20 protein-coding genes and 1 tRNA gene are annotated in these 23,443 nt (G+C 61.5%); 8 read left to right on the forward strand and 13 right to left on the reverse strand.

Annotated elements, in window-relative coordinates; genetic code table 11:
* Positions 1–91: 91 nt before the first annotated feature.
* The 5 genes from ACP7B7_RS26795 (at position 92) to rfbC (ending at position 5,441) form a co-directional block, all read left to right on the forward strand.
* Entirely contained in the window at positions 92–1,063 is a 972-nt protein-coding gene (locus ACP7B7_RS26795) for a LysR family transcriptional regulator (protein WP_426078719.1), read from the forward strand.
* A 148-nt stretch (positions 1,064–1,211) separates the two neighbouring features.
* Positions 1,212–2,498 carry a Glu/Leu/Phe/Val family dehydrogenase gene (locus tag ACP7B7_RS26800; protein ID WP_308924139.1) on the forward strand — a complete coding sequence of 429 codons (1,287 nt, stop codon included), beginning with the start codon at positions 1,212–1,214 and terminating at the stop codon, positions 2,496–2,498.
* A 383-nt stretch (positions 2,499–2,881) separates the two neighbouring features.
* Positions 2,882–3,961: a dTDP-glucose 4,6-dehydratase gene (gene rfbB / locus ACP7B7_RS26805; RefSeq protein ID WP_426078720.1), complete on the forward strand. Its 1,080-nt coding sequence runs from the start codon at positions 2,882–2,884 to the stop codon at positions 3,959–3,961.
* The gene (gene rfbA / locus ACP7B7_RS26810) at positions 3,961–4,854 is read left to right on the forward strand and encodes a glucose-1-phosphate thymidylyltransferase RfbA (RefSeq protein WP_426078721.1); all 894 of its coding nucleotides are present in this window, start codon (positions 3,961–3,963) and stop codon (positions 4,852–4,854) included. Before rfbB ends, rfbA begins: the two co-directional genes overlap by 1 nt.
* A 41-nt stretch (positions 4,855–4,895) precedes the next feature.
* Positions 4,896–5,441, forward strand: a complete 546-nt coding sequence (gene rfbC, locus ACP7B7_RS26815; protein WP_426078722.1) for a dTDP-4-dehydrorhamnose 3,5-epimerase — start codon at positions 4,896–4,898, stop codon at positions 5,439–5,441.
* Positions 5,442–5,468: 27 nt separating this feature from the next.
* Here rfbC and galE read toward each other — a convergent pair whose 3' ends face one another.
* The 3 genes from galE to ACP7B7_RS26830 all read right to left on the reverse strand — a co-directional run bounded on the left by galE (position 5,469) and on the right by ACP7B7_RS26830 (position 7,412).
* Positions 5,469–6,488, reverse strand: coding sequence for a UDP-glucose 4-epimerase GalE (gene galE, locus ACP7B7_RS26820; RefSeq protein WP_426078738.1), 1,020 nt, complete (start codon positions 6,486–6,488; stop codon positions 5,469–5,471).
* Between the two features lie 78 nt (positions 6,489–6,566).
* Positions 6,567–7,247: a tRNA (guanosine(46)-N7)-methyltransferase TrmB gene (trmB, locus tag ACP7B7_RS26825; protein ID WP_426078723.1), complete on the reverse strand. Its 681-nt coding sequence runs from the start codon at positions 7,245–7,247 to the stop codon at positions 6,567–6,569.
* A 91-nt stretch (positions 7,248–7,338) separates the two neighbouring features.
* A tRNA-Gly gene (locus ACP7B7_RS26830) sits at positions 7,339–7,412 on the reverse strand.
* Between the two features lie 306 nt (positions 7,413–7,718).
* Here ACP7B7_RS26830 and ACP7B7_RS26835 point away from each other — a divergent pair.
* Positions 7,719–7,982: a hypothetical protein gene (locus ACP7B7_RS26835; RefSeq protein WP_426078724.1), complete on the forward strand. Its 264-nt coding sequence runs from the start codon at positions 7,719–7,721 to the stop codon at positions 7,980–7,982.
* 274 nt (positions 7,983–8,256) lie between these two features.
* On the forward strand, positions 8,257–8,613 hold the full coding sequence (locus ACP7B7_RS26840) for a diacylglycerol kinase (RefSeq protein ID WP_426078725.1): 357 nt from the start codon (positions 8,257–8,259) through the stop codon (positions 8,611–8,613).
* Positions 8,614–8,712: 99 nt separating this feature from the next.
* On the opposite strand, the gene ACP7B7_RS26845 is transcribed toward ACP7B7_RS26840, so the two are convergent.
* The 10 genes from ACP7B7_RS26845 to leuS form a co-directional block, all read right to left on the reverse strand.
* Positions 8,713–11,721 carry a YjbH domain-containing protein gene (locus ACP7B7_RS26845; RefSeq protein WP_426078726.1) on the reverse strand — a complete coding sequence of 1,003 codons (3,009 nt, stop codon included), beginning with the start codon at positions 11,719–11,721 and terminating at the stop codon, positions 8,713–8,715.
* Between the two features lie 283 nt (positions 11,722–12,004).
* Positions 12,005–12,709, reverse strand: a complete 705-nt coding sequence (locus tag ACP7B7_RS26850) for a DUF4197 domain-containing protein (RefSeq protein ID WP_426078727.1) — start codon at positions 12,707–12,709, stop codon at positions 12,005–12,007.
* A 155-nt stretch (positions 12,710–12,864) separates the two neighbouring features.
* Positions 12,865–14,160: a multidrug effflux MFS transporter gene (locus ACP7B7_RS26855; RefSeq protein WP_426078728.1), complete on the reverse strand. Its 1,296-nt coding sequence runs from the start codon at positions 14,158–14,160 to the stop codon at positions 12,865–12,867.
* A gap of 179 nt (positions 14,161–14,339) precedes the next feature.
* Complete coding sequence (locus ACP7B7_RS26860; protein WP_426078729.1) at positions 14,340–15,542, reverse strand: THUMP domain-containing class I SAM-dependent RNA methyltransferase; 1,203 nt, start codon at positions 15,540–15,542, stop codon at positions 14,340–14,342.
* Positions 15,543–15,646: 104 nt separating this feature from the next.
* Positions 15,647–16,261 (reverse strand): 2-hydroxychromene-2-carboxylate isomerase, encoded by a 615-nt coding sequence (locus ACP7B7_RS26865; protein ID WP_426078739.1) that lies wholly within the window; start codon positions 16,259–16,261, stop codon positions 15,647–15,649.
* 11 nt (positions 16,262–16,272) lie between these two features.
* Positions 16,273–16,707, reverse strand: coding sequence for a CopD family protein (locus ACP7B7_RS26870; protein ID WP_426078730.1), 435 nt, complete (start codon positions 16,705–16,707; stop codon positions 16,273–16,275).
* 89 nt (positions 16,708–16,796) lie between these two features.
* Entirely contained in the window at positions 16,797–18,062 is a 1,266-nt protein-coding gene (locus ACP7B7_RS26875; RefSeq protein WP_426078731.1) for a glutamate-5-semialdehyde dehydrogenase, read from the reverse strand.
* A gap of 27 nt (positions 18,063–18,089) precedes the next feature.
* Positions 18,090–19,106: a DNA polymerase III subunit delta gene (holA, locus tag ACP7B7_RS26880; RefSeq protein WP_426078732.1), complete on the reverse strand. Its 1,017-nt coding sequence runs from the start codon at positions 19,104–19,106 to the stop codon at positions 18,090–18,092.
* A gap of 9 nt (positions 19,107–19,115) precedes the next feature.
* The gene (gene lptE, locus ACP7B7_RS26885; protein WP_426078733.1) at positions 19,116–19,727 is read right to left on the reverse strand and encodes an LPS assembly lipoprotein LptE; all 612 of its coding nucleotides are present in this window, start codon (positions 19,725–19,727) and stop codon (positions 19,116–19,118) included.
* Between the two features lie 4 nt (positions 19,728–19,731).
* Positions 19,732–22,371, reverse strand: coding sequence for a leucine--tRNA ligase (leuS, locus tag ACP7B7_RS26890; protein WP_426078734.1), 2,640 nt, complete (start codon positions 22,369–22,371; stop codon positions 19,732–19,734).
* 144 nt (positions 22,372–22,515) lie between these two features.
* On the opposite strand from leuS, the gene ACP7B7_RS26895 reads away from it, so the two are divergent.
* Entirely contained in the window at positions 22,516–23,289 is a 774-nt protein-coding gene (locus ACP7B7_RS26895; RefSeq protein ID WP_426078735.1) for a DUF6597 domain-containing transcriptional factor, read from the forward strand.
* Positions 23,290–23,443 lie beyond the last annotated feature (154 nt).

Below are 23,443 nucleotides of genomic sequence, written 5' to 3' on the forward strand. Positions count from 1 at the left end.
ATGGCAAAGAATTATTTATTTCATTTCAGCAATTTTCGGCAAGCGCGCCGCCGGCCTATGCATGGGCGCCCAAAAACGGTACGATCCTGCGATGGAAACCAAATGGCTGGAAGACTTCATCTCGCTCGCTGAAACGCATAATTTCAGCCGTTCCGCGGCCCTGCGCCACGTCACCCAGCCGGCCTTTTCGCGGCGCATCCAGTCGCTGGAAAACTGGCTCGGCATCGACCTGGTCGACCGCACCTCCTACCCCACGCGGCTGACGCCGGCCGGCGCCGTGTTTTATGAACAGGCGCTGGAAATGCTGGGCCAGATCAACGGCGTGCGCGCCCTGCTGCGCGGCAAGCGCGCCGCCACCCAGACCAGCGTCGACTTCGCCGTGCCGCACACCCTGTCGCTGACCTTCATGCCGAAATGGCTGACCGCGCTAGAAGAAGGCTTTGCGCCGATCAACAGCAGGCTGATGGCGCTCAACGTGCACGACGCGGTGCTGCAGCTGGTCGATGGCGGCTGCGATTTGCTGCTGTGCTACCACCATCCGCGCCAGCCGGTGCAGCTCGATCCGGGCCGCTACGACATGCTCGTCATGGGCCGCGAAACCGTGCGCGCCTATGCCCGCTGCGGCGCCGACAAGGTGCCCGATTTCGTCCTGCCGGGCAGCGCCGACGATCCGGTACCCTTTCTTTCCTACACCAGCAACGCCTACCTGGGGCGCATGGTCGAACTGCTGATGGCCGACGCGAAGACGCCCTTGTTTCTCGACACCTGCTACGAAACCGACATGGCCGAAGGCCTGAAAATGATGGCGCTGGAAGGGCGCGGCATCGCCTTCCTGCCCGAATCGGCGGTGCTGCGCGACGTCAAGTACAAGCACCTGGCGCTGGCCGACGGCGGCGCGCCGGGCTGGGAAATCGAGCTGGAAATCCGTTTGTACCGCGAACGCCCGAACGGCCAGCGGCCCGGCAAGGCCATCGTCGAAAGCCTGTGGCAGTACCTGGTGCAAGCGCAGGAAAATGCCGCGCGCGGCAGCCGCCGGCGCAAGCGCGGCACCCCGAAATCCTGAGGCAATAACTATGCAATAAATGCATGAGCGGATGCGCACAAAGCATTGGCCGGGGCATGAGGCCATCGCCTACGATGCGGTTCCGCTGCGCACAGCTGCATTCGGCTGCGCCTCTCACGTATTCGTATTGTCCAGGAGCTTATCAAGCATGACCAGCAAGCACGCACTGCCTTCCTACCTCAACCCTGAAGATCTCGGCCCATGGGGCGTCTACCTCGAGCAGATCGAGCGCGTCACGCCTTACCTGGGCAGCCTGTCGCGCTGGGTCGAAACATTGAAACGTCCGAAGCGCATCCTGACGGTCGACGTGCCGATCGAGCGCGATGACGGCAGCATCGCCCACTACGAAGGCTACCGCGTGCAGCACAATATGTCGCGCGGCCCGGGCAAGGGCGGCGTGCGCTTCCACCAGGACGTGACCTTGTCGGAAGTGATGGCGCTGTCGGCCTGGATGACGGTCAAGAACGCGGCCGTCAACGTGCCCTACGGTGGCGCCAAGGGCGGCATCCGTGTCGATCCGAAGACCCTGTCGCGCAACGAACTGCAGCGCCTGACGCGCCGCTACACCAGCGAAATCAGCATGATCATCGGCCCGAACAAGGATATCCCGGCGCCGGACGTCAACACCAATGAACAGGTGATGGCCTGGATGATGGACAGCTACTCCATGCTCAACGGCAATATGTCGACCGGCGTGGTGACCGGCAAGCCGATCTCGCTCGGCGGCAGCCTGGGCCGCCGCGATGCGACCGGCCGCGGCGTGTACGTGGTCGGCTGCGACGCGGCCGCCAAGGTCGGCATGCAGATCGAAGGCGCGAAGATCATCGTGCAAGGTTTCGGTAACGTGGGCGGCGTGGCCGCGCGCATGTTTGCCGAAGCGGGCGCGAAAATCGTCGCGGTGCAGGATCACAAGACCACCGTGGTGCACACGGGCGGCCTGGACATTCCGCAACTGCTGGCGCACGTGGCCGAAGCGGGCAGCGTCGAAGGTTTCCCGGGCGCCGAAGCGTTCGTGCCGCGCGACGATTTCTGGGGCATCGATTGCGACATCCTGATCCCGGCCGCGCTGGAACAGCAGATCACCGCCGAGCGCGCCCACATCATCAAGGCAAAAATCATCCTGGAAGGCGCCAACGGCCCGACCATGCCGGCCGCCGATGACATCCTGAACGACAAGGGCGTGCTGATCGTGCCGGACGTGCTGGCCAACGCCGGCGGCGTGACCGTCAGCTACTTCGAATGGTCGCAGAACTTCTCGAGCTTCTTCTGGACCGAAGAAGAGATCAACAGCCGCTTGACGCGCATCATGCGCGAAGCGTTCGACGCGGTGTGGCAAGTGTCGCAAGAGAAAAAAGTCTCGATGCGTACCGCGACCTTTATCCTGGCCTGCACGCGCGTGCTGCAGGCGCGCGAGGTACGCGGTCTGTATCCTTAATGGCCTGAACAACGTGGCCTGAACCAAGCCCGGGACAGTGCGGCCATGCCGCGCCAGTTCCGGGCTTTTTTGCGCCTGCTCCCTTCGCGCGCCGTCAATTCCGCTCAGTTTCCCCGCTTTACCCTTCCGCCGGACACAGCTGTGACAGCCATAATGTAACCAGATATTTCTGGAAACTTGCGCCGCCACCTGTCGTTTTATACTAACGCCACTTCACGCGGCCATGCGACGCGACCGAGATCACCATCCCGCCAGTAAGTGCTTGCATTTCAGGCAGTTCAGCTTATAACGACAGAGATGGCAGCCCGTTCCTGATCAAAACAATCCATCGCATGACAGGCAAGGCATGGCAAGCGACTGGCGTCGATAACAAAGGAAACAACATGATTTTAGTGACCGGCGGCGCCGGCTTCATCGGTTCCAATTTTGTCCGCGACTGGCTGGCACACAATGATGAGCCCGTCATCAACCTGGACAAGCTGACCTACGCTGGCAACCTCGGCAATCTGGCCAGCCTGGAACACGATGCCCGGCATCTTTTCGTGCGTGGCGATATCGGCGACACCGCCTTGGTGTCCCGCCTGCTGGCCGAGCATCAGCCGCGCGCCATCGTGCATTTTGCCGCCGAAAGCCATGTCGACCGCTCGATCCACAGCCCAGGTGAATTCATCACCACCAACGTCAACGGCACCTTCAGCCTGCTCGAAGCGGCGCGCGCCTACTGGTCCGGCCTGACCGGCGACGCCAGGGATGGCTTCCGCTTCCTGCACGTGTCGACCGATGAAGTGTATGGCACCCTGGGACCGCAGGATCCGCCGTTTACCGAAACCACGCCATATGCGCCGAACAGCCCCTATTCGGCATCGAAGGCGGCCTCCGACCACCTGGTGCGCGCCTATTTCCATACCTATGGCATGCCGGCGCTCACCACCAACTGCTCGAACAACTATGGCTCTTTCCATTTCCCGGAAAAACTGATTCCTCTCATTATCAGCAATGCCCGCGCCGGCAAGCCCCTGCCGATCTACGGCGATGGCATGCAGGTACGCGACTGGCTGTATGTCGGCGACCACTGCGCGGCCATCCGCCGCGTGCTGGAGGCGGGCCGCCCGGGCGAGGTGTATAACGTGGGCGGCTGGAACGAAATGGCCAATCTGGACGTGGTGCACACCTTGTGCGACATCCTCGACACGCTGGCGCCGAAAGCCTCGGGCAGCTACCGCGCACAGATCACCTATGTGCAGGACCGCCCCGGCCACGACCGCCGCTATGCCATCGATGCGCGCAAGATCGAACGCGAACTGGGCTGGAAACCGGCGGAAACCTTCCAGACCGGCATCCGCAAGACGGTGCAGTGGTACCTCGACAACCAGGCCTGGGTGCACGAAGTCCAATCGGGCGACTACCTGAAGTGGGTGGAAAAAAACTACGCGGCGCGCGAGGCCGCAAAGGAAACCATCTGATGAGCACCGCTATCGCACGCAAGGGCATCATCCTGGCCGGCGGCTCCGGCACGCGCCTGTATCCGGTCACCATGGCCGTGTCGAAACAGCTGCTGCCGGTGTACGACAAGCCGATGATCTATTATCCGCTGACCACCCTGATGCTGGCGGGCATACGTGACATCCTGATCATTTCGACCCCGCAGGATACGCCGCGCTTCCAGGAACTGCTGGGAGATGGCAGCCAGTGGGGCATCAGCCTGAGCTACGCCGTGCAGCCCAGCCCGGATGGCCTCGCGCAAGCATTTATTATCGGCAAGGAATTTGTCGGTGACGCGCCATCCGCACTGATCCTTGGCGACAATATTTATTACGGACACGATTTTGAAACGCAGTTGCGCGACGCATCGGCACGCACCACCGGCGCGACCGTGTTTGCCTATCACGTGCACGACCCGGAACGCTATGGCGTGGTCGACTTCGATGAACAGCAACTGGCCATCAGCATCGAGGAAAAACCGCTCAAGCCAAAGTCGAATTATGCCGTCACCGGTCTGTATTTCTACGACAATCAGGTCTGCGATATCGCCGCCGGCATTCGTCCGTCACCGCGTGGCGAGCTGGAAATCACGGACGTCAATCGTACCTACCTGCAACAGGGCCAACTGACCGTCGAGCTGATGGGACGCGGCATGGCCTGGCTCGATACCGGCACCCATGACTCCCTGCTCGAGGCCGGCCAGTTCATTGCCACGATCGAAAACCGCCAGGGCCTGAAAGTGGCTTGCCCTGAAGAAATTGCCTATCGCAAAGGTTATATCAATGCTGAAAGGCTGGAACAATTGGCACAGCCATTGAAAAAAAATGCCTACGGTCAATATCTTCTGCGCCTGCTGACCAACAAAGTTTTTTGAGGCACCGCAGGTTCCTCACTCCATGACAAGCTACCAATACCATGCAAATAAAAACCACAGCGATACCTGATCTTCTGCTGATTGAACCGACAGTATTCGGTGACGACCGGGGCTTTTTCTATGAAAGCTACAACCGGCAGCGCTTTGCCGACATGACCGGCGTCACGTGCGAATTTGTGCAGGACAATCATTCCAAGTCCGCCAAGGGCGTGCTGCGTGGCTTGCACTATCAGATCAAACAGCCGCAAGGAAAACTGGTGCGCGTTACCAGCGGTGAAGTCTTCGACGTGGCGGTCGATTTGCGCAAAAGCTCGGCCACCTTCGGCAAATGGGCCGGTACGGTGCTATCGGCCAAGAATAACCGCCAGTTGTGGATACCGGAAGGGTTCGCCCACGGCTTCCTGGTGCTCAGCGAGCACGCCGAGTTTCTGTATAAAACAACCGATTACTGGGCACCCGAGTTCGAACGCAGCCTGTTGTGGAATGACCCGGCCATCGGCATCGACTGGCCACTTGACGGCGAGCCACTGCTGTCCGGCAAGGATAAAACAGGAACCTTGCTGGCCAACGCCGAAGTCTACGATTGAGCCGGACAGCGGGGCAGTGCCGCTGGCTTACACGGCATAGCCCTGCGGATTCTGATGCTGCCAGCGCCAGTGATCCCGGCACATGTCGTCGATAGTCTTCTGCGCCGTCCAGCCCAGCAGTTCACGCGCCTGCTCGGCCGAGGCATAGCAACTGGCGATGTCGCCGGGGCGGCGCGGCACGATCCGGTACGGCACCGGGCGGCCACTGGCCGCTTCAAAAGCACGCACGGTATCGAGCACGCTGTAGCCGTGGCCCGTACCGAGGTTGACGGTAAAGCCGCCCTCGGTGGAAAACAGGCGGTTCAGGGCCGCTACATGGCCCAGCGCCAGGTCGACCACGTGGATGTAGTCGCGCACGCCGGTGCCGTCCGGTGTCGGGTAATCGTTGCCGAACACCGACAGCTTGTCGCGGCGGCCAACGGCCACTTGCGCGATAAAGGGCATCAGGTTGTTGGGAATGCCGGAAGGATCTTCACCGATCAGGCCGCTGGCATGCGCCCCCACCGGATTGAAGTAGCGCAACACGCCGACCTGCCATTGCGCATCGGCATGCACCAGGTCGGCCAGGATTTCCTCGACCATCAACTTGGAACGGCCATACGCGTTGGTCACCGACAGGCGCGACGTTTCCAGGATGGGCAGCACTTCCGGATCGCCATACACGGTGGCTGACGAGCTGAATACAAAGCGCTTCACATTGGCCGCGGCCAGCACCTCGAGCAGCGCCACGGTACCACTGACGTTGTTATCCATGTACATCAGGGGCACGGTGACCGACTCGCCGACCGACTTCAGGCCGGCAAAATGAATCACCGCGTCAACGACGTGCTCAGCCAGGATGGCGGCCATGGCGGCACGGTCACGCACGTCGGCTTGATAAAACGGCACGCTCCTGCCGGCAATGCGCTCGACGCGCAGCAGTGCCTCGCGCGCGCTGTTGCACAGATTATCCACCGCAATCACATCGAAGCCTGCGGCCAGCAATTCAACGCAAGTGTGCGAACCGATAAAGCCGGACGCGCCGGTCACGAGAATTTTCTTGGCCATCATCGCAATCCATGCAAAAAAATCAAGCTTAGCCCAATTGTGCAGACTTGACCAGCCAGCCCGCACACGCTTGCCGGTTTATTTTTTGATGAATACCAGGTCCCACACACCATGGCCCAGCTTCAGGCCGCGGTTTTCAAACTTGGTCAGCGGACGATAGGCCGGCTGCGGCGCGTAAGCTTCGGCGCTGTTTTGCAGTTGCGGCTCGGCGCCGAGCACGTCAAGCATCTGCACCGCGTAATCTTCCCAGTCGGTGGCGCAATGCAGATAGCCGCCCGGCGCCAGGCGCTCGGTCAGCTGCCGCACGAACGGCGACTGGATCAGGCGGCGCTTGTTATGGCGCGCCTTGTGCCAGGGATCGGGGAAGAACACGTGGATGCCGGCCAGCGAATTGGCCGGTATCATGTGCGTCAGCACCTCCACGGCGTCGTGCTGCAGCAGGCGCAGATTGGTCAGCGACTCTTCGCCGATCAGTTTCAACAAGCTGCCCACGCCCGGCGTATGCACTTCGACGCCGATAAAGTCCTTGTCCGGCATCGCCTTGGCGATATGCGCAGTGGTGGCGCCCATGCCGAAACCGATTTCCAGGATCACAGGCGCCTGACGGCCGAATACCTGTTCGAAATTCAAGGCGTCCTTATTGAAAGGCAACAGAAACTGCGGTCCCAGCGTCTCGAGCGCGCGCGCCTGCGCCACCGACAGGCGCCCCGCGCGGGTGACGAAACTGCGGATGCGGTGTTCGGTCGGATCGTACATCATCGGCCGCGCCGGGCCGTTTGCTGGAGTATCAGAAGACATGGGAATGAGAAAAAAGTAGCCGCGCCACGCGCGTGCCGGATGCCGGCAAAAATGGAGCGGGTGAAGGGAATCGAACCCTCGTCGTAAGCTTGGGAAGCTTCTGCTCTACCATTGAGCTACACCCGCGAAGCCTGCATTTTACGCGCGATGGCAAGCACTTGGCAAACGCTCAGGTGCCGGCCATGCTACTGTGGCAAATCGGGATGGCGCAGATAATTTCCTTGAAGCATGCGCTTTCCAGGGGTTTTTTGTGAATTTCGAGCAACAACCTGCGGGAAACGCAAAAAAATGCTTTAAGATAGGAGTTGATTGCCTTTAATTATTGCCATCACGAGTGTGCATCGCAGACTTATGTGTGGAATGTTGCTACAATCGTGTACTAGATTCATAAGTTTGCGTTTTACCTCCCTGTTTAACTCTAAAGGATATCCCATGAAAAAAGTTCTGATCGCTTCGGCAATCCTGTTCGCTTCGGCACAAGCAATGGCGCAAACCACCGCTCCAGTTGGCGGCGCTCCAGTGCCACCAGCAGCAGCTCCAGCAGCTGGCGCTACCGGCGCAGCTGCCGGCGGCACCGTTGCCGGCCTGAGCACCAGCGCCCTGATCGCCATCGGCGCAGCCGTTGCTGTCGTTGCCGGCGCAGCAAGCTCGGATTCGAGCACCACCAGCCACCACGGCACCACCAGCCACCACTAATCCCTGGCTGCCCAGGCAGCGCAAGGCAGGCCAAGCCGACCGGCTGATCTCCAACCGGCGGTGGCAGTCTGACGTGGTGTGAGGTGAAATCGTCAATGATGCTCACCTCAAAAAAAAGAGCCCCTTTCATTTGAAACGGGCTCTTTATTTTTCCGCAAAGAATTCGACATGACCTGTCGCCATGCGCGAAGCAAGCTGACCTGCCTTTGCCATGTGTTCCACTTTTAAACCAAATTTGTTTCATGCCAGTCATTCACTTAGCATTCTCATTCCGATGAAAAACCAGCCTTTTCACAAACGCGTGGTTTTTGCCTTGCATGGCATCGCTGCGGCGCTGCGCATGGAATCGAGCTTCCGCCTGCAATGCCTTGCCGCTCTGGTCGTGGTGATCGTACTGGCCTGCGCCAGGCCATCCATGACCTGGTGGGCGCTACTGCTGCTCAACTGCGGCATGGTGCTGGCGGCGGAGTTGTTCAACACGGCGCTTGAACACCTGATCGACCATTTGCACCCGGCCTTGCATCCCAGCATTAAAATCGCCAAGGATTGCGCCGCAGGCGCAGTGCTGCTCCTCAGCATGAGCGCCGTGGCGGTGTTTATTGCTTTTTTGATTGAATATTTTCAGATGTGAAAGATCAGGCGTCGATCTTTACAGGGTAAATGACGGCAATCGCCGTGCAAGCCGGCGATGCGTGGTTTACCCCGCATCGCCGGCTTTTCCGGGCAGCCTTTAATACTTGCTCTGCCAGGTAACGCTGATTTCTTTCGGTCCCGGATTGATCGACAGGCCGGACTTGCTCTGGTCACGCTGCGCCTGCCACAACCAGGTACCCACGGCGTAGCCCAGGATGCCGCCGGCAACGGTATCGGACACCCAGTGCTTGCGGCCGGCGACACGGCCCGCAGAACCGAGCGCCGCCACGCCATACAGCCACGGTGCGTCGTATTCCTGGGCAAACGGCGTCACGGCGGCAAACGCGATCGTCGAATGTCCCGATGGGAAGGAAGCGTCCGAACGCTTCTTGCCCTCGCCCACGCTGGTCCACGGACCGCGATCCTCACCGGGACGGGCGCGGCCGATCGCATATTTCCCCACCAGCGCCAGGCCTGTCGCGGCAGCGACCGACTGCATCGAGATCAGGCCGATATTTTGCATGCGCTCGTCGCCAAGGGCAAAGGCGGCGCCGGCGGCACCCACCAGCGCGAACGGCATGACTTTGCCCACCTTGTCCCAGTTGCGCAGCACGCTGGAATCCTGATGTTTCTTGACAAAGCGGTCGACCGGCTTGTCGCTCAGTGCCGATGCCACCACCACGCCACCGACCAGGGCGGTCGCCTTGAGCCAGTCAGCAGCTTCAGGCACGGCGGACGACGATTGCTCCAGGCGCGCGCGCATGGCTGGCCAAGGGCTGACAAATGGCCGGACCGGAGGATTGACCGCTGGCAGATTCTGCTCGTCGGCACGTTCCGCAAAATTGCCGAGGCCGTCATAGCTGTGCATATCGGCACGCGGACGCTCCACCATGTCATACAGATCGCCCGGCGACGCCACCATCTGGCCGCCATCACGCGTCCATGGTGAAATCGAAAAAGCAGCGGTCGACTGCGTATCCATCGGCAACATGCTATTCAGCGGTACCGACAGGAAAATGCCGCGGTCTTGGTAAGGATTGTCAGGCTTGCCCGGTGTGGTGATATCGTTGGCATTGGTATGCGTATACCAGGCACCGACTTCGATACCGGACTGGAAGCGGCGCTTGACTTCCACGCGCACGCCCGCGTCCCTGGCCAGGAAACGGCCAGCGCGCGCCGTCACGGTAATATCGTGCGGCAGGCGGTAATGCAGGGAACCGATCGCCGTGACGGTTTTATAGTCGAGTGAATCGAACAGGCCCTTGTAGCCGCGCTGCTGCAGCGCATCGACGGCCAGGTCGGCGGCCCAGCGGCTGTCTTTCGGCAAATACAGCACTTGTCCACCGACACCGCGGAACATGTCTTCGTAGAGACCGGCCGACAGGCGGGTATACACGCGCTCGGCTGGATTGTCATATTTGTTCAGCAGGATGCGGCTCAGCTTGAAGCGCCCTTCGCGCATATATTTCGCCACATCGCTGCGCACATGCGGCAATTCGCTGTTCGACGGCTGCGTGACGCCCGAGACGGTTTCCAGCAACTGCAGGTTGGCCGCGCCATTCAGATACAGGCCATCGCCAAGGCGCTGGTCGTAATTGGCCAGCGCCGAGATCGAATAACGGAAAGCGCCACTGGGATCGTTGAAGAAGAAGCCAACCTTGGGGGCGATCTTGAAGCGGTTCGCTTCGCGGTCCAGCGATTTGACCTGCACCACGTCACCGTCGACACCCAGGCCCACCGCCAGCTTGCCATCGCTCTGTACGGCATTGGCCGCCTTGACGACTGCCGGTATGGGCATCGCGACAGCCACATCGGCAGGACCTGCGGCTGATGCCACAGCAGCGGGCGCGGCCACGAACACCGGCGTGGTGGCAACAGCAGCCGGCTTGGCCTGGGCCGGACGGTCGAGGAATTCGTTCAACCACGCTTGCTGGTCATCGCGAATGACATCGCCGCGTTCCGGATAGCGCACCAGCACGACGTCGAGAAACGCCTGACGATCGATCTTGCCGGCAAAATAATCATTCAGCTTGGGCAGATCGAGAAATTCATAGGTGGCGATCGGCTGGTCGAGCTTGGTATACGTGATGCGGATATTACTCACGCCCTTGGGCGTGAATGCCAGGGCCGTGCGCGCGGCGCGGCCGACGGCGCGGCCCAGGTTGGAAATGCGGCTGTTGGTCAGGGTCAGGGCCAGCGTATTACCCTCTTGCACCACGCGGATGTTTTTATAATCCTGTTTGACCAGGGCATTGACCAGGTCGGCGCCATAGCCGGCGTCATTGCGCCATTGCTCCCTGGTCGGCAGTGGTGGTGGGTTCTTGTCATCGACAAAATAGGCCGGTTCGAACACTTTGGGGATAAACTCGCGCTCGCCAAATGGAATGCTGACAGAGGCATTGACGCTGAATTGGTCGCGACTACGGGCAGCCTGCAGCGCCAGCCAGCCCCAACGGTATTCCAGGCCCATGGACGGCCCTTTGCGACGGCCACCGGCACTGGTCTCGGCAGCACGGAAATCACGCACATAATTGGTGGTATCGTACTCGGCCACGACCGACCAGCGCGGCAAGGCCGCGGGCGTCCAGCGCACGCCGGCAAACGGCCCGTCAGGACGGCTGCGGGCGTAACCGAGGCTGGCTTCGATGTTCCTGGTGGCGCCAAACGTCTTGGTCGCCACCACATATTGGCCCTTGAACAATTCGGTACCGAACAAGTCGGTGGCACCGAGGGCAACCGACGGCAGCCATGTCGTTTCTTGCCACAGGCGCACTTTTGCGTCAACGACCTTGTCCTTGTAGCGGCCATAGCCGCTGCCATATTCCCCAGGTACATTCGAGAACCCAGGAATGCCCGAAATCGATACATAACGGCCCGTCATTTGCAGGAAAGGCAGTATGTTCGACGTCACCCACAACTGGCCATACGGACTGTCGTAGCTGTAACCGACGCTGAAGGTACCGTCCGGTTCCACCACGGCGCTGGGCATGTTGATATAGCCGGATTGGCCGCCATGATTGGGGGTCGCCGCGATCGCGCCATGCGCGCCGAGGACCAAGCATCCACACCATGTATATTTGACTGATTTTCTGAGTACGCTTAACAAATCCGACTACCTTATCTCTATATCCTGCATCTGAAATTTCTGACAAGATACTCAGAGGTAAAATCGGCTGAAGCAACTTGGAAGAAACAAAAAAAGGCCAACTGTGGGGCATGACTGCCGAACATCAGTTCGCCACTAAAGTATGCTTGAGACCCCGCGGTGAAAACAGCGTCATCAGGCCGTCAAGAATCCATGCCGCAAGATTTTAACATTGTTTTCTTGTATTAAATGCGTGACTTGTTTCGTGTTCGACACAGTAGCCGCCGCATTGCAAGGGCCTGGCCTACTTCAGGCTGCCGAACACCTTGCCGATGATTTTACTGCCATAAGCCAGCGGATCACGGCGGATGGCTTTTTCCTCTTCGCCTATCATCAAATACAAACCGGCCAGTGCGCGGTCGGTAACATAGCCTTCCACCGTCGCCTGCTGTTGCGGCACCAGGCCGGTCTTGCCGATCTGGCTCATGGTGCCGTTATAGGTGGCGGCCAGGCCGGAACGATCGGTGACCGATTTGACGATGGGCAGGAATTTGGCGGCCAATGGCGTGGCGGTCTTCTGGCGGAAAAAGTCGGTCACTGAAGTATCACCGCCGGACAGGATATTCTTGGCGTCGGTCACGCTCATCGATTTCACGGCGTCGAGCAGCAAGGGCTTGGCCAGCGGCACCGCCGATTCGGCCGCCCGATTCATCGCCACCACCAGCTCGTCGAGCTGCTGACCGCGGCCCGTCATCTTCAGCAGCGGCCTGGCCTGCTCGACGATGCCGGGCAGCTTGATCTTGACCTTGTCATTGTTCAGAAACCCATTTTCCACGCCCAGCTTGGCGACGGCGGCGGCCGAACCGGCATCGAGCGCCGCTTTCAGGCCGCTGCTGGCGTCCTGGTTGCTCAGCGAGGCCAGCGACAAGGCGGCGCCGGCGGTCGACGATAACAGGGTCAACGCACACAGGATGATGACGCGGCGGACAGGAAAGGCACTCTGGCGCATTTTTTTCCTTTATAAGAAACTTTAAATAATTATCAATGCAGGCATCAAAACCTTAGCACAGCAAAACACCCAGGACGCCAGTATTTTAGACAGCCGCGCCGCGCCAGAGGCGGCGGGCGGTGACTATAGCGCACATGCTGTTGTATTCGCGCACGTTAGCGCCCGCCTGTCCTCAGTTTCAACGGCCCCAGCAGACGATGACGGAAACGCCGTGAAATCAGCCACAAACCCAGCGCCAGGGCTGTAAAGGCCAGTTGGCCCGAGGCCAGCCACAGCACCGAGCCCGACAGCATCGGCGAGACCACGCCGGCCACGATCGCGCCGAGCAGGGTGCTGGCGAACGACTGGCATGAGGCGACCGTGCCGCGGATATGCGGGAACAGATCGAGCGCCAGCAAGGTGGCGCCGGGCCCCACCAGCGACATGCCGAAGGTGTAGAAGAACAGCGGCAGCACGCTCCACGGCAACATCGGCGGCAAGACCAGGTGGAACACCACGTTGATGCTGGCCGCGCCCAGCAGGAAGGCAAAACCGATGCCGATCTGGCGCGCAAAGCTGATTTTGCCGGCCAGGCGGTTGGCCGCCAGGGCGCCCATGAAAATCCCGCTGACGCAGGGAATGAACAGCCAGGCGAACTGCGATGGTCCCAACCCCAGTTGTTTGGGCAGCATTTCCGGCGCGGCCGTGATGAACAGGAACAGGCCGCCAAAATTGAGGGCAACGATGCCGGCCTTGATGTGAAACAGCGGCGAACGCAGGATCTCGCCATAGCTCTGGGCCAGGAAACGCGGATTGAACGGCTGACGCCTGGACAACGGCAAGGTCTCGGGCAGGCGCCAGTAGCAGAACGCCAGCAGCACGACCGTATACAACGCCAGGAACAGGAAGATCGAGCGCCAGTCGAACCAGATCACGATCCAGCCGCCCAGGATGGGCGCGACGGCCGGGGCGATCGAAAAGATCATCGTCACCAGCGACAGCAGCCTGGCGGCGGCCGCATCGGCGTACAGGTCGCGGATGATGGCGCGGCTGATCACCACGCCGGCGCCGGCCGACACGCCCTGCAATATCCGGAAAAACCACAGGTAGTGCACGGTATGGGCCGAAGCGCAGCCCAGCGAGCCGATGGCGAACATCAGCAGCGACACCAGGATCACATTGCGCCGGCCAAAGGTATCGGACAGCGCGCCATGCCACAGCACCATGCCGGCAAAGGCCAGCATGTAGAACGTCAGCGACTGCTGCACTTCCAGCGGCGACGCATGCAAGGAACCCTGGATGGCGCCGAAGGCCGGCAAATAGGTATCGATCGACAAAGGGCCCAGCATCGACAGGCCGGCCAGCATCAGCGCCAGCGCACCGCGGCTCAATGGCGCCATATGGCTGGGAACGGGGGGCGGCACGGGCGTGACGGGGTCGGGCGGCAAGTCCGCCGGAGGGGTGGGAAACATGGTTGTCCAAGGTGGGAAGCGCGGACCGGCATCGGTCCGCGCGGGATGCGGCATTTTTCAGTTTTTAAAACACCTGAGAAAACCGTAGCGAGCGGCAGCCAATTGTGGCCGAGAAGCAGAACCGTACGAAGGTACGGTGAGCATCGCAGGCCGCAAGTGGCAACGCGTAGCAGGTTTAATCAGATGTTTTTTGGTTTCGCTTCTTCGCGGCGGTTATAACCTGCGACCATATCGAAACGGAACAGACGGCATTCCAGCGCGCCATTGAAGAACGGCGTCTTGCGCGCTTCTTTCAAACGCAGCAGTTTCGGCAGGCCCAGGTCTGCCGTAAACAGGAACACGGTCCAGCCGGCAAAGCGCTGTTTCAGGGTGGTGCCCATGGCCGTGTAGAACGAGGTTGACAATTCGTCTTCCGGCAGGCTGCTGTCGCCGCGCACGCCGATCCGCTCGCCGTATGGCGGATTGGTCAGCATGATGCCGGCCACGTCGCTCGGCGGCTTGACTTCCTGCGCCTCGATCTGTTTCAGCGGCACATCGAAACGCACGCCGGCGCAGCGCAGGTTGTGGCGCGTCATGGCGACCATGTCACCGGAAATATCGCTGCCGAAAATGGTCGGCTCCGCCGGCAACGGATTGGCGGTGATGGCGTTGCGCAAGGCGTTCCATGGCGCCGGATCGAAGTCGTGGAAGTTCTCGAACGCGAAGCTGCGCGAAGCGCCCGGCGGAATGCCCTGCACCATCTGCGCCGCTTCGGCCAGGATGGTGCCGGAGCCGCACATCGGGTCGAACAGCACCATGCCCGGCTTCCAGCCCGACACGCGCAACAGGCCGGCGGCCAGGTTTTCGCGCAGCGGCGCGTCGCCCGTTTCTTCTCGCCAGCCGCGCTTGAACAGCGCTTCGCCCGAGGTATCGAGGTAGACGGTAAAGGTATGCGCGTCGAGGAAACCGACGATGCGCATGTCCGGCGTCTTGGTGTTGACGGACGGGCGCTCGTTGAACTGGTCACGGAAGCGGTCGCAGATCGCATCCTTGATTTTCAGGGTGGTGAACTCCAGGCTGCGCAGCGGCGATTTGACGGCCGTGACGTCGACGCGGATGGTGTGATGCACGCCGAACCAGTCTTCCCATGGCTGCGCCAGGGTCAGGTCATAAATGTCGTTTTCCGTCTTGTAGCCGGAATGGGCCATGCGCATCAGCACGCGCGAGGCGATGCGCGAATGCAGGTTGATGCGGTAGGAATCGACCAGGTCGCCCGAGCAGTGGACGCCGCCCGGCACCTGGTTGTGGACCTTCATGGTCGCACTGTCCTGGGCGATCTCGCCCAGTTCCTCGGCCAGCGCCGCTTCCATGCCGCGCGGGCATGGGCAAAAATATGAAGCCATAATAAGGATACCTTTTATCCGTTGAAAAACAAATTAACTAAAAAATCCAAAAGCTTGTCGGATTACGCGCGAAGCGCTAATCCGACCTGCGTCTGCTGCTAACACTACTTCGCCAGCGCGCGCTCGACAAAATCGAGGCGGTCCTGGCCCCAGTACCCTTCGCCATCGACGATATACCAGGGTGAGCCGAACACGGAAGCGGCGGTGGCGGCTTCCGTGTTGGCGTCGTATTCGGCCTGCACGCTGGCCGTCTCGGACGTTTTGAGCAACTGGCGGCCGTCGAAACCGGCGTCCAGCGCGATCTGCGCCAGGGTGTCTTCGTCGCCGATATTGCGCTCCTCGGCCCACACGCCGCGCATGATGGCGTGCGCCAGGGTCAAGGAGGCGTCGACGCCGTGCGCCAGGCGCGTGGCGATGATCAGTTTGGCCGACGCTTCCGGTGAGACGGGAAAGAACTTCGGCTGCAGGGTCAACGGCACGTCCAGGAAGGCCGACCAGCGCGCCAGTTCTGCCAGGCGATACGCCTGGCGCTGCGGCGCGCGCTTGGCCAGCGGCAGGCCACCGGAGACGCTGAAGACCTTGCCCAGGTCGAACGGGCGTACGTCGATCTGCGCGCCTTGCTTTTTGGCGATCGCCATCACGCGCGCGTGGCCCAGGTAGGTCCATGGCGAATGGGGCGCAAAGAAATACTGGATTACCTTGTTCTGGCTTGCACTCATCATCGACTCCCTTAGAAAGGCTTGACCACCACCAGCACCACCACCGCCAGCAGCATCACCACCGGCACCTCGTTAAACCAGCGGAACCACTTGTGGCTGCGCTGGTTGATCCCTTTTTCGAACTTGCGCAGGATCGCGCCGCAGGCATGGTGGTAACCGAGCAGCAGCACCACGAAGGTCAGCTTGGCATGCATCCAGCCCGGCATCTTCATGCCGCCCGCGCCACCATACATCATCCACAGCAGCGCCAGGCCCAGCACCATGGCCGGCAGCGCCAGCAGCGACATGAAGCGGTACAGCTTGCGCGCCATCAGCAGCAGGCGCTCGGTGGCCACGGTTTCCGTTTCCATCGCCAGGTTGACGAAAATGCGCGGCAGGTAGAACAGGCCGGCGAACCAGGAGATGACGAAAATGATGTGGAAGGCTTTGATCCAGAGAAATGCCATGTGGGTGTCCGCTGTCAGGGGTGGAGGTGAAACGCGGGCCGCCTTGCGAGCGGCCAGCGCCGGCTTGTTTTCGTACTTTGTTTGCGACTTTATTTGCGGACTTCGCCGTGGCCGAACACCACGTATTTGAGCGAGGTCAGGCCTTCCAGGCCCACCGGGCCGCGCGCGTGCAGCTTGTCGTTCGAAATGCCGATCTCGGCGCCCAGGCCATATTCAAAGCCGTCGGCAAAGCGGGTCGAGGCGTTGACCATCACCGACGCCGAATCGACTTCGCGCAAAAAGCGCAGCGCGTCGCTGTAGTCTTCGGTAATGATGGACTCGGTGTGTTTCGATGAATACCGGTTGATATGGTCCATCGCCTCGTCGATGCCGTCGACCACCTTGACCGACAGGATGGCCGCCAGGTATTCGGTGCGCCAGTCTTCCTCGGTCGCGGCCACCAGGTGCGGGTAGCCTTGCAGGATCGCCAGCGCTTCCGGATCGGCGCGCAGTTCGACCTGTTTCGTCAAATAGCGCTCGGCCAGCTGCGGCAGCACGGTGGGCGCGATGGCGCGCGCCACCAGCAGCGTTTCCATGGTGTTGCAGGTGCCGTAGCGGTGGCACTTGGCGTTGAAGCCGATGTCCAGCGCCTTGGTGATATCCGCCTTGGCGTCGATATACACGTGGCAGATGCCGTCGAGGTGCTTGATCATCGGCACGGTGGCCTCGTCCATCAGGCGTGCGATCAGACCCTTGCCGCCGCGCGGCACGATCACGTCGACATATTCCGGCATGGTGATCAGCGCGCCGACGGCGGCGCGGTCGGTGGTGTCGACCACCTGCACCGCGTCTTCCGGCAAGCCGGCGCCGGCCAGGCCTTCGGCCACCAGTTTCGCCAGCGCGCGGTTGCAGTGGATCGCTTCCGAGCCGCCGCGCAGAATGGTCGCGTTGCCGCTCTTGATGCACAGGCCCGCCGCGTCCACCGTCACGTTCGGACGGGCTTCATAGATAATGCCGATCACGCCCAGCGGCACGCGCATCTGGCCCACCTGGATGCCGGAGGGGCGGAACTTCATGTTCGAGATTTCACCGATCGGGTCGGCCAGCGAGACGATCTGCGTCAGGCCTTCGACCATGGTGGCGATCGCCGCATCGGACAGGGTCAGGCGGTCGAGCATGGCCGGCGCCAGGCCGGCGGCGGCCGCAGCGTCCAGGTCGCGCTGGTTGGCCGCGCGCAGCAGGTCGGCGTCGCGCACGATGGCGGCGGCGATCAGGCTCAAGGCGCGGTTGCGCGTGGCGCTGTCGGCGCGGGCCATGGCGCGCGAGGCGGCGCGGGCACGCGTGCCCACGTCTTGCATATACTGTTTGATATCCATGCTTTTATCCATAATGGTTACGTAAGCTTAGCCTCGGCAGATCGTCAGGGCCAGCTGCAGCAGCGCGTCCCAGGCGTCGCCCGCATGTGCCTTGGCGCGCAGGCCCTTGATCATCTTGTCGACCTGCGCCGCTTCCTGCAGCGCCTTTTCCAGCACCGGCAGCGACACGCGCCGCAAGGCCGGTTCCATCATGCGCTCGCGCGGGCCCCAGATGCGCATTTCCTTCATCAGCGCGCCCAGCGGCCTGCCCTGCGCCATGCCGGCTTTTAGTTTCAATAATGTGCGGATTTCCTCCGACACCGCCCACAGCACCAGCGGCAGTGCCTCGCCCTCGCCTTTCAAGCCTTCCAGCATGCGCACCAGGCGCGCCGGATCGCCGCCCAGCATGGCTTCGGACAGCTTGAACACATCGTAGCGGGCCACGTTCAGCACCGCGTCCTGCACCTGTTCATAGGTCAGCTTGCCCGGCTCGTGCAGCAGCCCCAGTTTCTGGATTTCCTGGTGCGCGGCCAGCAGATTGCCCTCCACCCGTTCGGCGATGAAGTCGATGCTGGCGCGCTCGGCGCTTTGGCCTTGCGCGGCCAGGCGCTGGCCGATCCAGGCCGGCAGCTGCGCCCGCTCCACATTCGGGATATCGATATAGACGGCCGCCTGCTGCAGGCTGGCGACCCAGGCCGCCTTCTGCGTGGCCCAGTCCAGCTTGGGCAGCGTGATCAGGGTGAGGTTGTCGGGGCTGAGGTTTTTGGCGTAGCTTTGCAGCGCCGCGCCGCCATCCTTGCCTGGCTTGCCGGTGGGGATGCGCAGCTCGATCAGTTTTTTATCGCCGAACAGCGACAGTTCCTGGTTGGCCGCCAGCAGCTCGCCCCACTTGAAACTGCGCTCGACGCTGAGCACATCGCGCTCGGTGTAGCCCTGCTTGCGCGCGGCGCGGCGGATCTTGTCGGCCGCCTCCAGCGCCAGCAGGTGTTCGTCGCTGGTGATCACATACAGCTGCGCCAGCGGCTTGGCCACATGCGCGTCAAGCGCGTCTATCCGCAATTGCATGGCGTAGCCTTACTGCCGCACGGCCGGCACCGGGACCGGGACCGGGGTCACCGGCGCGACAGGCGCGACCGACATGGCCGGCAGCACCGGCTTGATGGCGGCCAGGCGGCGCATGATCTGCTGCACCAGGTCGTTGCGCATGTCGCGGTACAGCTGCGCTTCTTCGGTTTCCTTGGCCAGCACCTGCGATTCATTGAAGGCGATCGGACGGTTCAGCGCGATGGTGGTCAGGCCCAGCAACACGTTGCCGGCCTTGTCCACCACGCGGAACTGGATCGAATAACCGAGCTGGTATTCGCGCACGCGGCCGTTACTGTTCAGCGACAGGATGGACTTGGTGCGCGTCTTCTCCGGGTCGGCCAGCACTTCCAGGGTGGCGTCGGCCGCCTCCCTGGTGTCAACGATTTCCGTGCTGCCGATGGCGCGGATATAGCGCTTCAGGTCGATCGCCAGCGGCGAAGTATCGGGCAAGCCGATATTCATCGTCGCGAACGGCAGCATGAAACTGCCGTTCGAGCCGCGCAAGTGAAAGCCGCAAGCCGACAAGGTCAATACCAGGCACACGGCAAACAGGACGCGGACGCGGACAAGTGCAAGCAAACCGGAAGAAGAAGTCGTCATAACGTTACACCACGATGCTGATTAACTTGCCCGGCACGACGATGACTTTCTTCGGCGTGGTTTCAATGTACTTCTGCACGCTCTCGCAGGCCAGCGCTTGCGCTTCGATACTGGCTTTGTCCGCATCCTTGGCCACCGTGATCGAACCGCGCAGCTTGCCGTTCACCTGGATCATCATTTCGATCTCGGATTGCACCAAAGCTTGCGGGTCGACTTGCGGCCATTCGGCGTTGAGCAGATCGCCATGCACGCCGGCGTAGCCCAGCTCCTGCCACAGCACGTGGGTGATATGCGGCGCCACCGGATTCAACAAACGCAGGAAGATCGAATAGCCTTCGGCGATCAGGGCTTTCGACTGGGCGCTGTCATCGAGCTTGGCCGATTCCAGGGTATTGAGCATTTTCATGCAGGCCGACACCACGGTGTTGTACTGGATGCGTTTCAGGTCGTAGTCGGCCTGCTGCAAAATCTTGTGCAATTCGCGGCGCAGGTTTTTCTGCGCGTCGCCGGTGGCCGGCGCGGCGCCGCCAGCCAGCGCGGCCTGGATCGTCGCCGACTGCGCGTAACCGAAATTCCACACGCGGCGCAGGAAGCGGTTCGCGCCTTCGACACCGCTGCCCGACCATTCCAGCGTCTGTTCCGGCGGCGAGGCGAACATGGTGAACAAACGGGCCGTATCGGCGCCGTACTGCTCGATCTGCGCTTGCGGGTCGATGCCGTTGTTCTTCGACTTCGACATTTTTTCCGTGCCGCCGATTTCCACCGGCGCGCCGTCGGCCACCAGGGTGGCCGCTTGCGGACGGCCCTTGTCGTCCATCGTCAGATTGATATCGGCCGGGTTGAACCAGGTCTTCTTGCCGGCGGCGTCTTCGCGGTAATAGGTTTCGTTCAGCACCATGCCCTGCGTCAGCAGGTTGACGAACGGCTCGTCGAACTTGACCAGGCCGAAATCGCGCATGATCTTGGTCCAGAAGCGCGCGTACAGCAAGTGCATCACGGCGTGCTCGATGCCGCCGATATACTGATCCATCGGCATCCAGTAGTCATTGCGCTCGTCGACCATGGCGTCATTGCTGCCTGGCGAGGTATAGCGCATGTAGTACCACGACGAATCGACAAAGGTATCCATGGTGTCGGTTTCGCGGCGCGCCGGCTTGCCGCACTGCGGGCAGTCGCACTGCAGGAACGCTTCGTATTTGTTCAGCGGATTGCCGGTGCCATCCGGCACGCAGTCTTCCGGCAGCACCACCGGCAGGTCTTTTTCCGGCACCGGCACCACGCCGCAGTCGGCGCAATGGATCATCGGGATCGGCGTGCCCCAGTAGCGCTGGCGCGAAATGCCCCAGTCGCGCAGGCGGAAGGTGGTTTTCTTTTCGCCCAGGCCCAGTTCCGCCAGGTCGGCCGCCACCGCATCAACGGCGGACGCAAAGTGCAGGCCGTCGTACTTGCCCGAGGCGATGCACACGCCTTCCTTGCTGCCATACGACTCCTGCCACGCGTCCGTCGAGAATTCCTGGCCCTTGACTTCGATGACCTGCCTGATCGGCAGGTCATATTTTTTCGCAAAGCCGAAATCGCGTTCGTCGTGCGCCGGTACGCCCATCACGGCGCCGTCGCCGTAGGTGATCAAGACGTAATTGCCGACCCACACTTCGACTTGCGCGCCGGTCAATGGATGGGTGACGAACAGGCCGGTCGGCATGCCCTTCTTCTCCATCGTCGCCATGTCCGCTTCGATCACGGAACCGAGCTTGCATTCGGCGTTGAAGGCGGCCAGCTCGGGATTGCCTTGCGCGGCGTGCAGCGCCAGCGGGTGCTCGGCGGCCACGGCGCAGAAGGTCACGCCCATGATGGTGTCCGGACGGGTGGTAAACACATACAGCTTGCCGTCGCCGATCAGGACGCCGTCGGCGTCCTTGATCTCATGCGGGAAGGCGAAGCGCACGCCGGTCGACTTGCCGATCCAGTTGGTCTGCATGGTGCGCACGCGCTCGGGCCAGCCCGGCAGCTTGTCGTCGGCATAGGCCAGCAATTCATCGGCGTAGTCGGTAATGCGCGCGTAGTACATGGGGATTTCGCGCTTTTCGATCGGCGCGCCCGAGCGCCAGCCCTTGCCGTCGACCACCTGTTCGTTGGCCAGCACGGTCTGGTCGATCGGGTCCCAGTTCACGGTGCCGGTCTTCTGGTAGATGATGCCTTTTTCCAGCATCTTGAGGAACATCCACTGGTTCCACTTGTAGTATTCCGGCTTGCAGGCGGTCATTTCGCGCGACCAGTCGATCGCCAGACCCATCGATTCCATCTGCTGCTTCATGTGCGCGATGTTCGAATAGGTCCATTGCGCCGGCGGCACGTTATTTTCCATCGCCGCGTTTTCCGCAGGCATGCCGAACGCATCCCAGCCCATCGGCATCAGCACGTTGTAGCCGTTCATGCGCAGGTAGCGGTACATCACGTCATTGATCGTATAGTTGCGCACGTGACCCATGTGCAGCTTGCCCGAAGGGTAAGGCAGCATCGAGCAAGCGTAGTACTTGCCTTTCGGGAAACGCGGGTCGTGTTCGACGGCCTTGTAGGCCTCGATTGCCTTCCAGTGCGATTGGGCGGCTTGTTCGACGTCGGCGGGACTATATTTATCTTGCATGATGTGCGACCAATTAGTGGATATGAACCGAGCATTATACTGGTTGTCGCCGCCCTGTAGCGCGGCGGGCCGCCGCCCCGGGCGCGCATATTTTTGCCGGCGTACAAATATGCTGTGTAAGATGCGGCAATCTCATGCTCCTTGATGCAGGCCATGTTCGTCTACCAGGAAACCGCCCCCGTCCCTGCCCTGCGGCCCTGGCTGGACTGCGTCTGGACCTGCCGCGTGCACGCGCGCGACCGGCCCATGGCGCACCAGGTGCTGCCTGACAATTGCATCGACATCCTGTGCCAGGACCAGCAGGACGCCAGCTTTGCGGTCGGCATGATGACGGCGCCGATCCAGGTGGTCAGCTGCGGCCTGGTGCAGACGGTGGCGGCCCGCTTCAAGCCCGGCGCGGCGGCGCGCTTTTTCCAGCTGCCGCTTTGCGAGCTGAACGATGGGCGTACCGAGTTGCGGCAGCTGTGGGGCCGCGAGCTGGCGGCACGCCTTGGCGATGCGCTGTGGACACAGCCCTTGCCGGATACACAACGCATGCAGATCCTGCAAGATTTTTTGCTGCTGCGCCTGCGAAGCCAACCGGCGCCGTCGATGTCCAGCCTGGCCCTGCACGCGGTCGCCTTGATTGACAACGCCCGTGGCGACTTGCGCGTCGAGCAGTTGGCGGCGCAGTTGCATGTCTCGCGCCAGCACCTGGCGCTGCAATTTCGCCAGCATGTCGGCATCAGCCCCAAGCTGTTTGCCCGCATCAGCCGATTTCGCGCCGTCAACAGTGCGCTCAAGACCCTGCCGGCACACGCCGACTGGGCCCAGGTGGCCCTGCAATATGGTTATTTCGACCAATCGCACCTGATCCATGACTTCCGCGACTTTGCGCGTGCCTCGCCCGATGCCTGGCTGGCGCGGCACCGGGCTTGAGCTTCCATTTTTACAATCAGGGCGCCGGCGAACGTGGCATGCTGGCACCCTCCATTCAACTTCAGAGGAGCAGCACATTGCTGTGGTCTAATTTGCTCGGACACCTCGATAGGTGGAAAATACACCACCTGAGGAGTTGAACATGACAACAAGA

This window comes from Janthinobacterium sp. PSPC3-1 (assembly GCF_049896105.1).
Classification (GTDB): domain Bacteria; phylum Pseudomonadota; class Gammaproteobacteria; order Burkholderiales; family Burkholderiaceae_D; genus Janthinobacterium.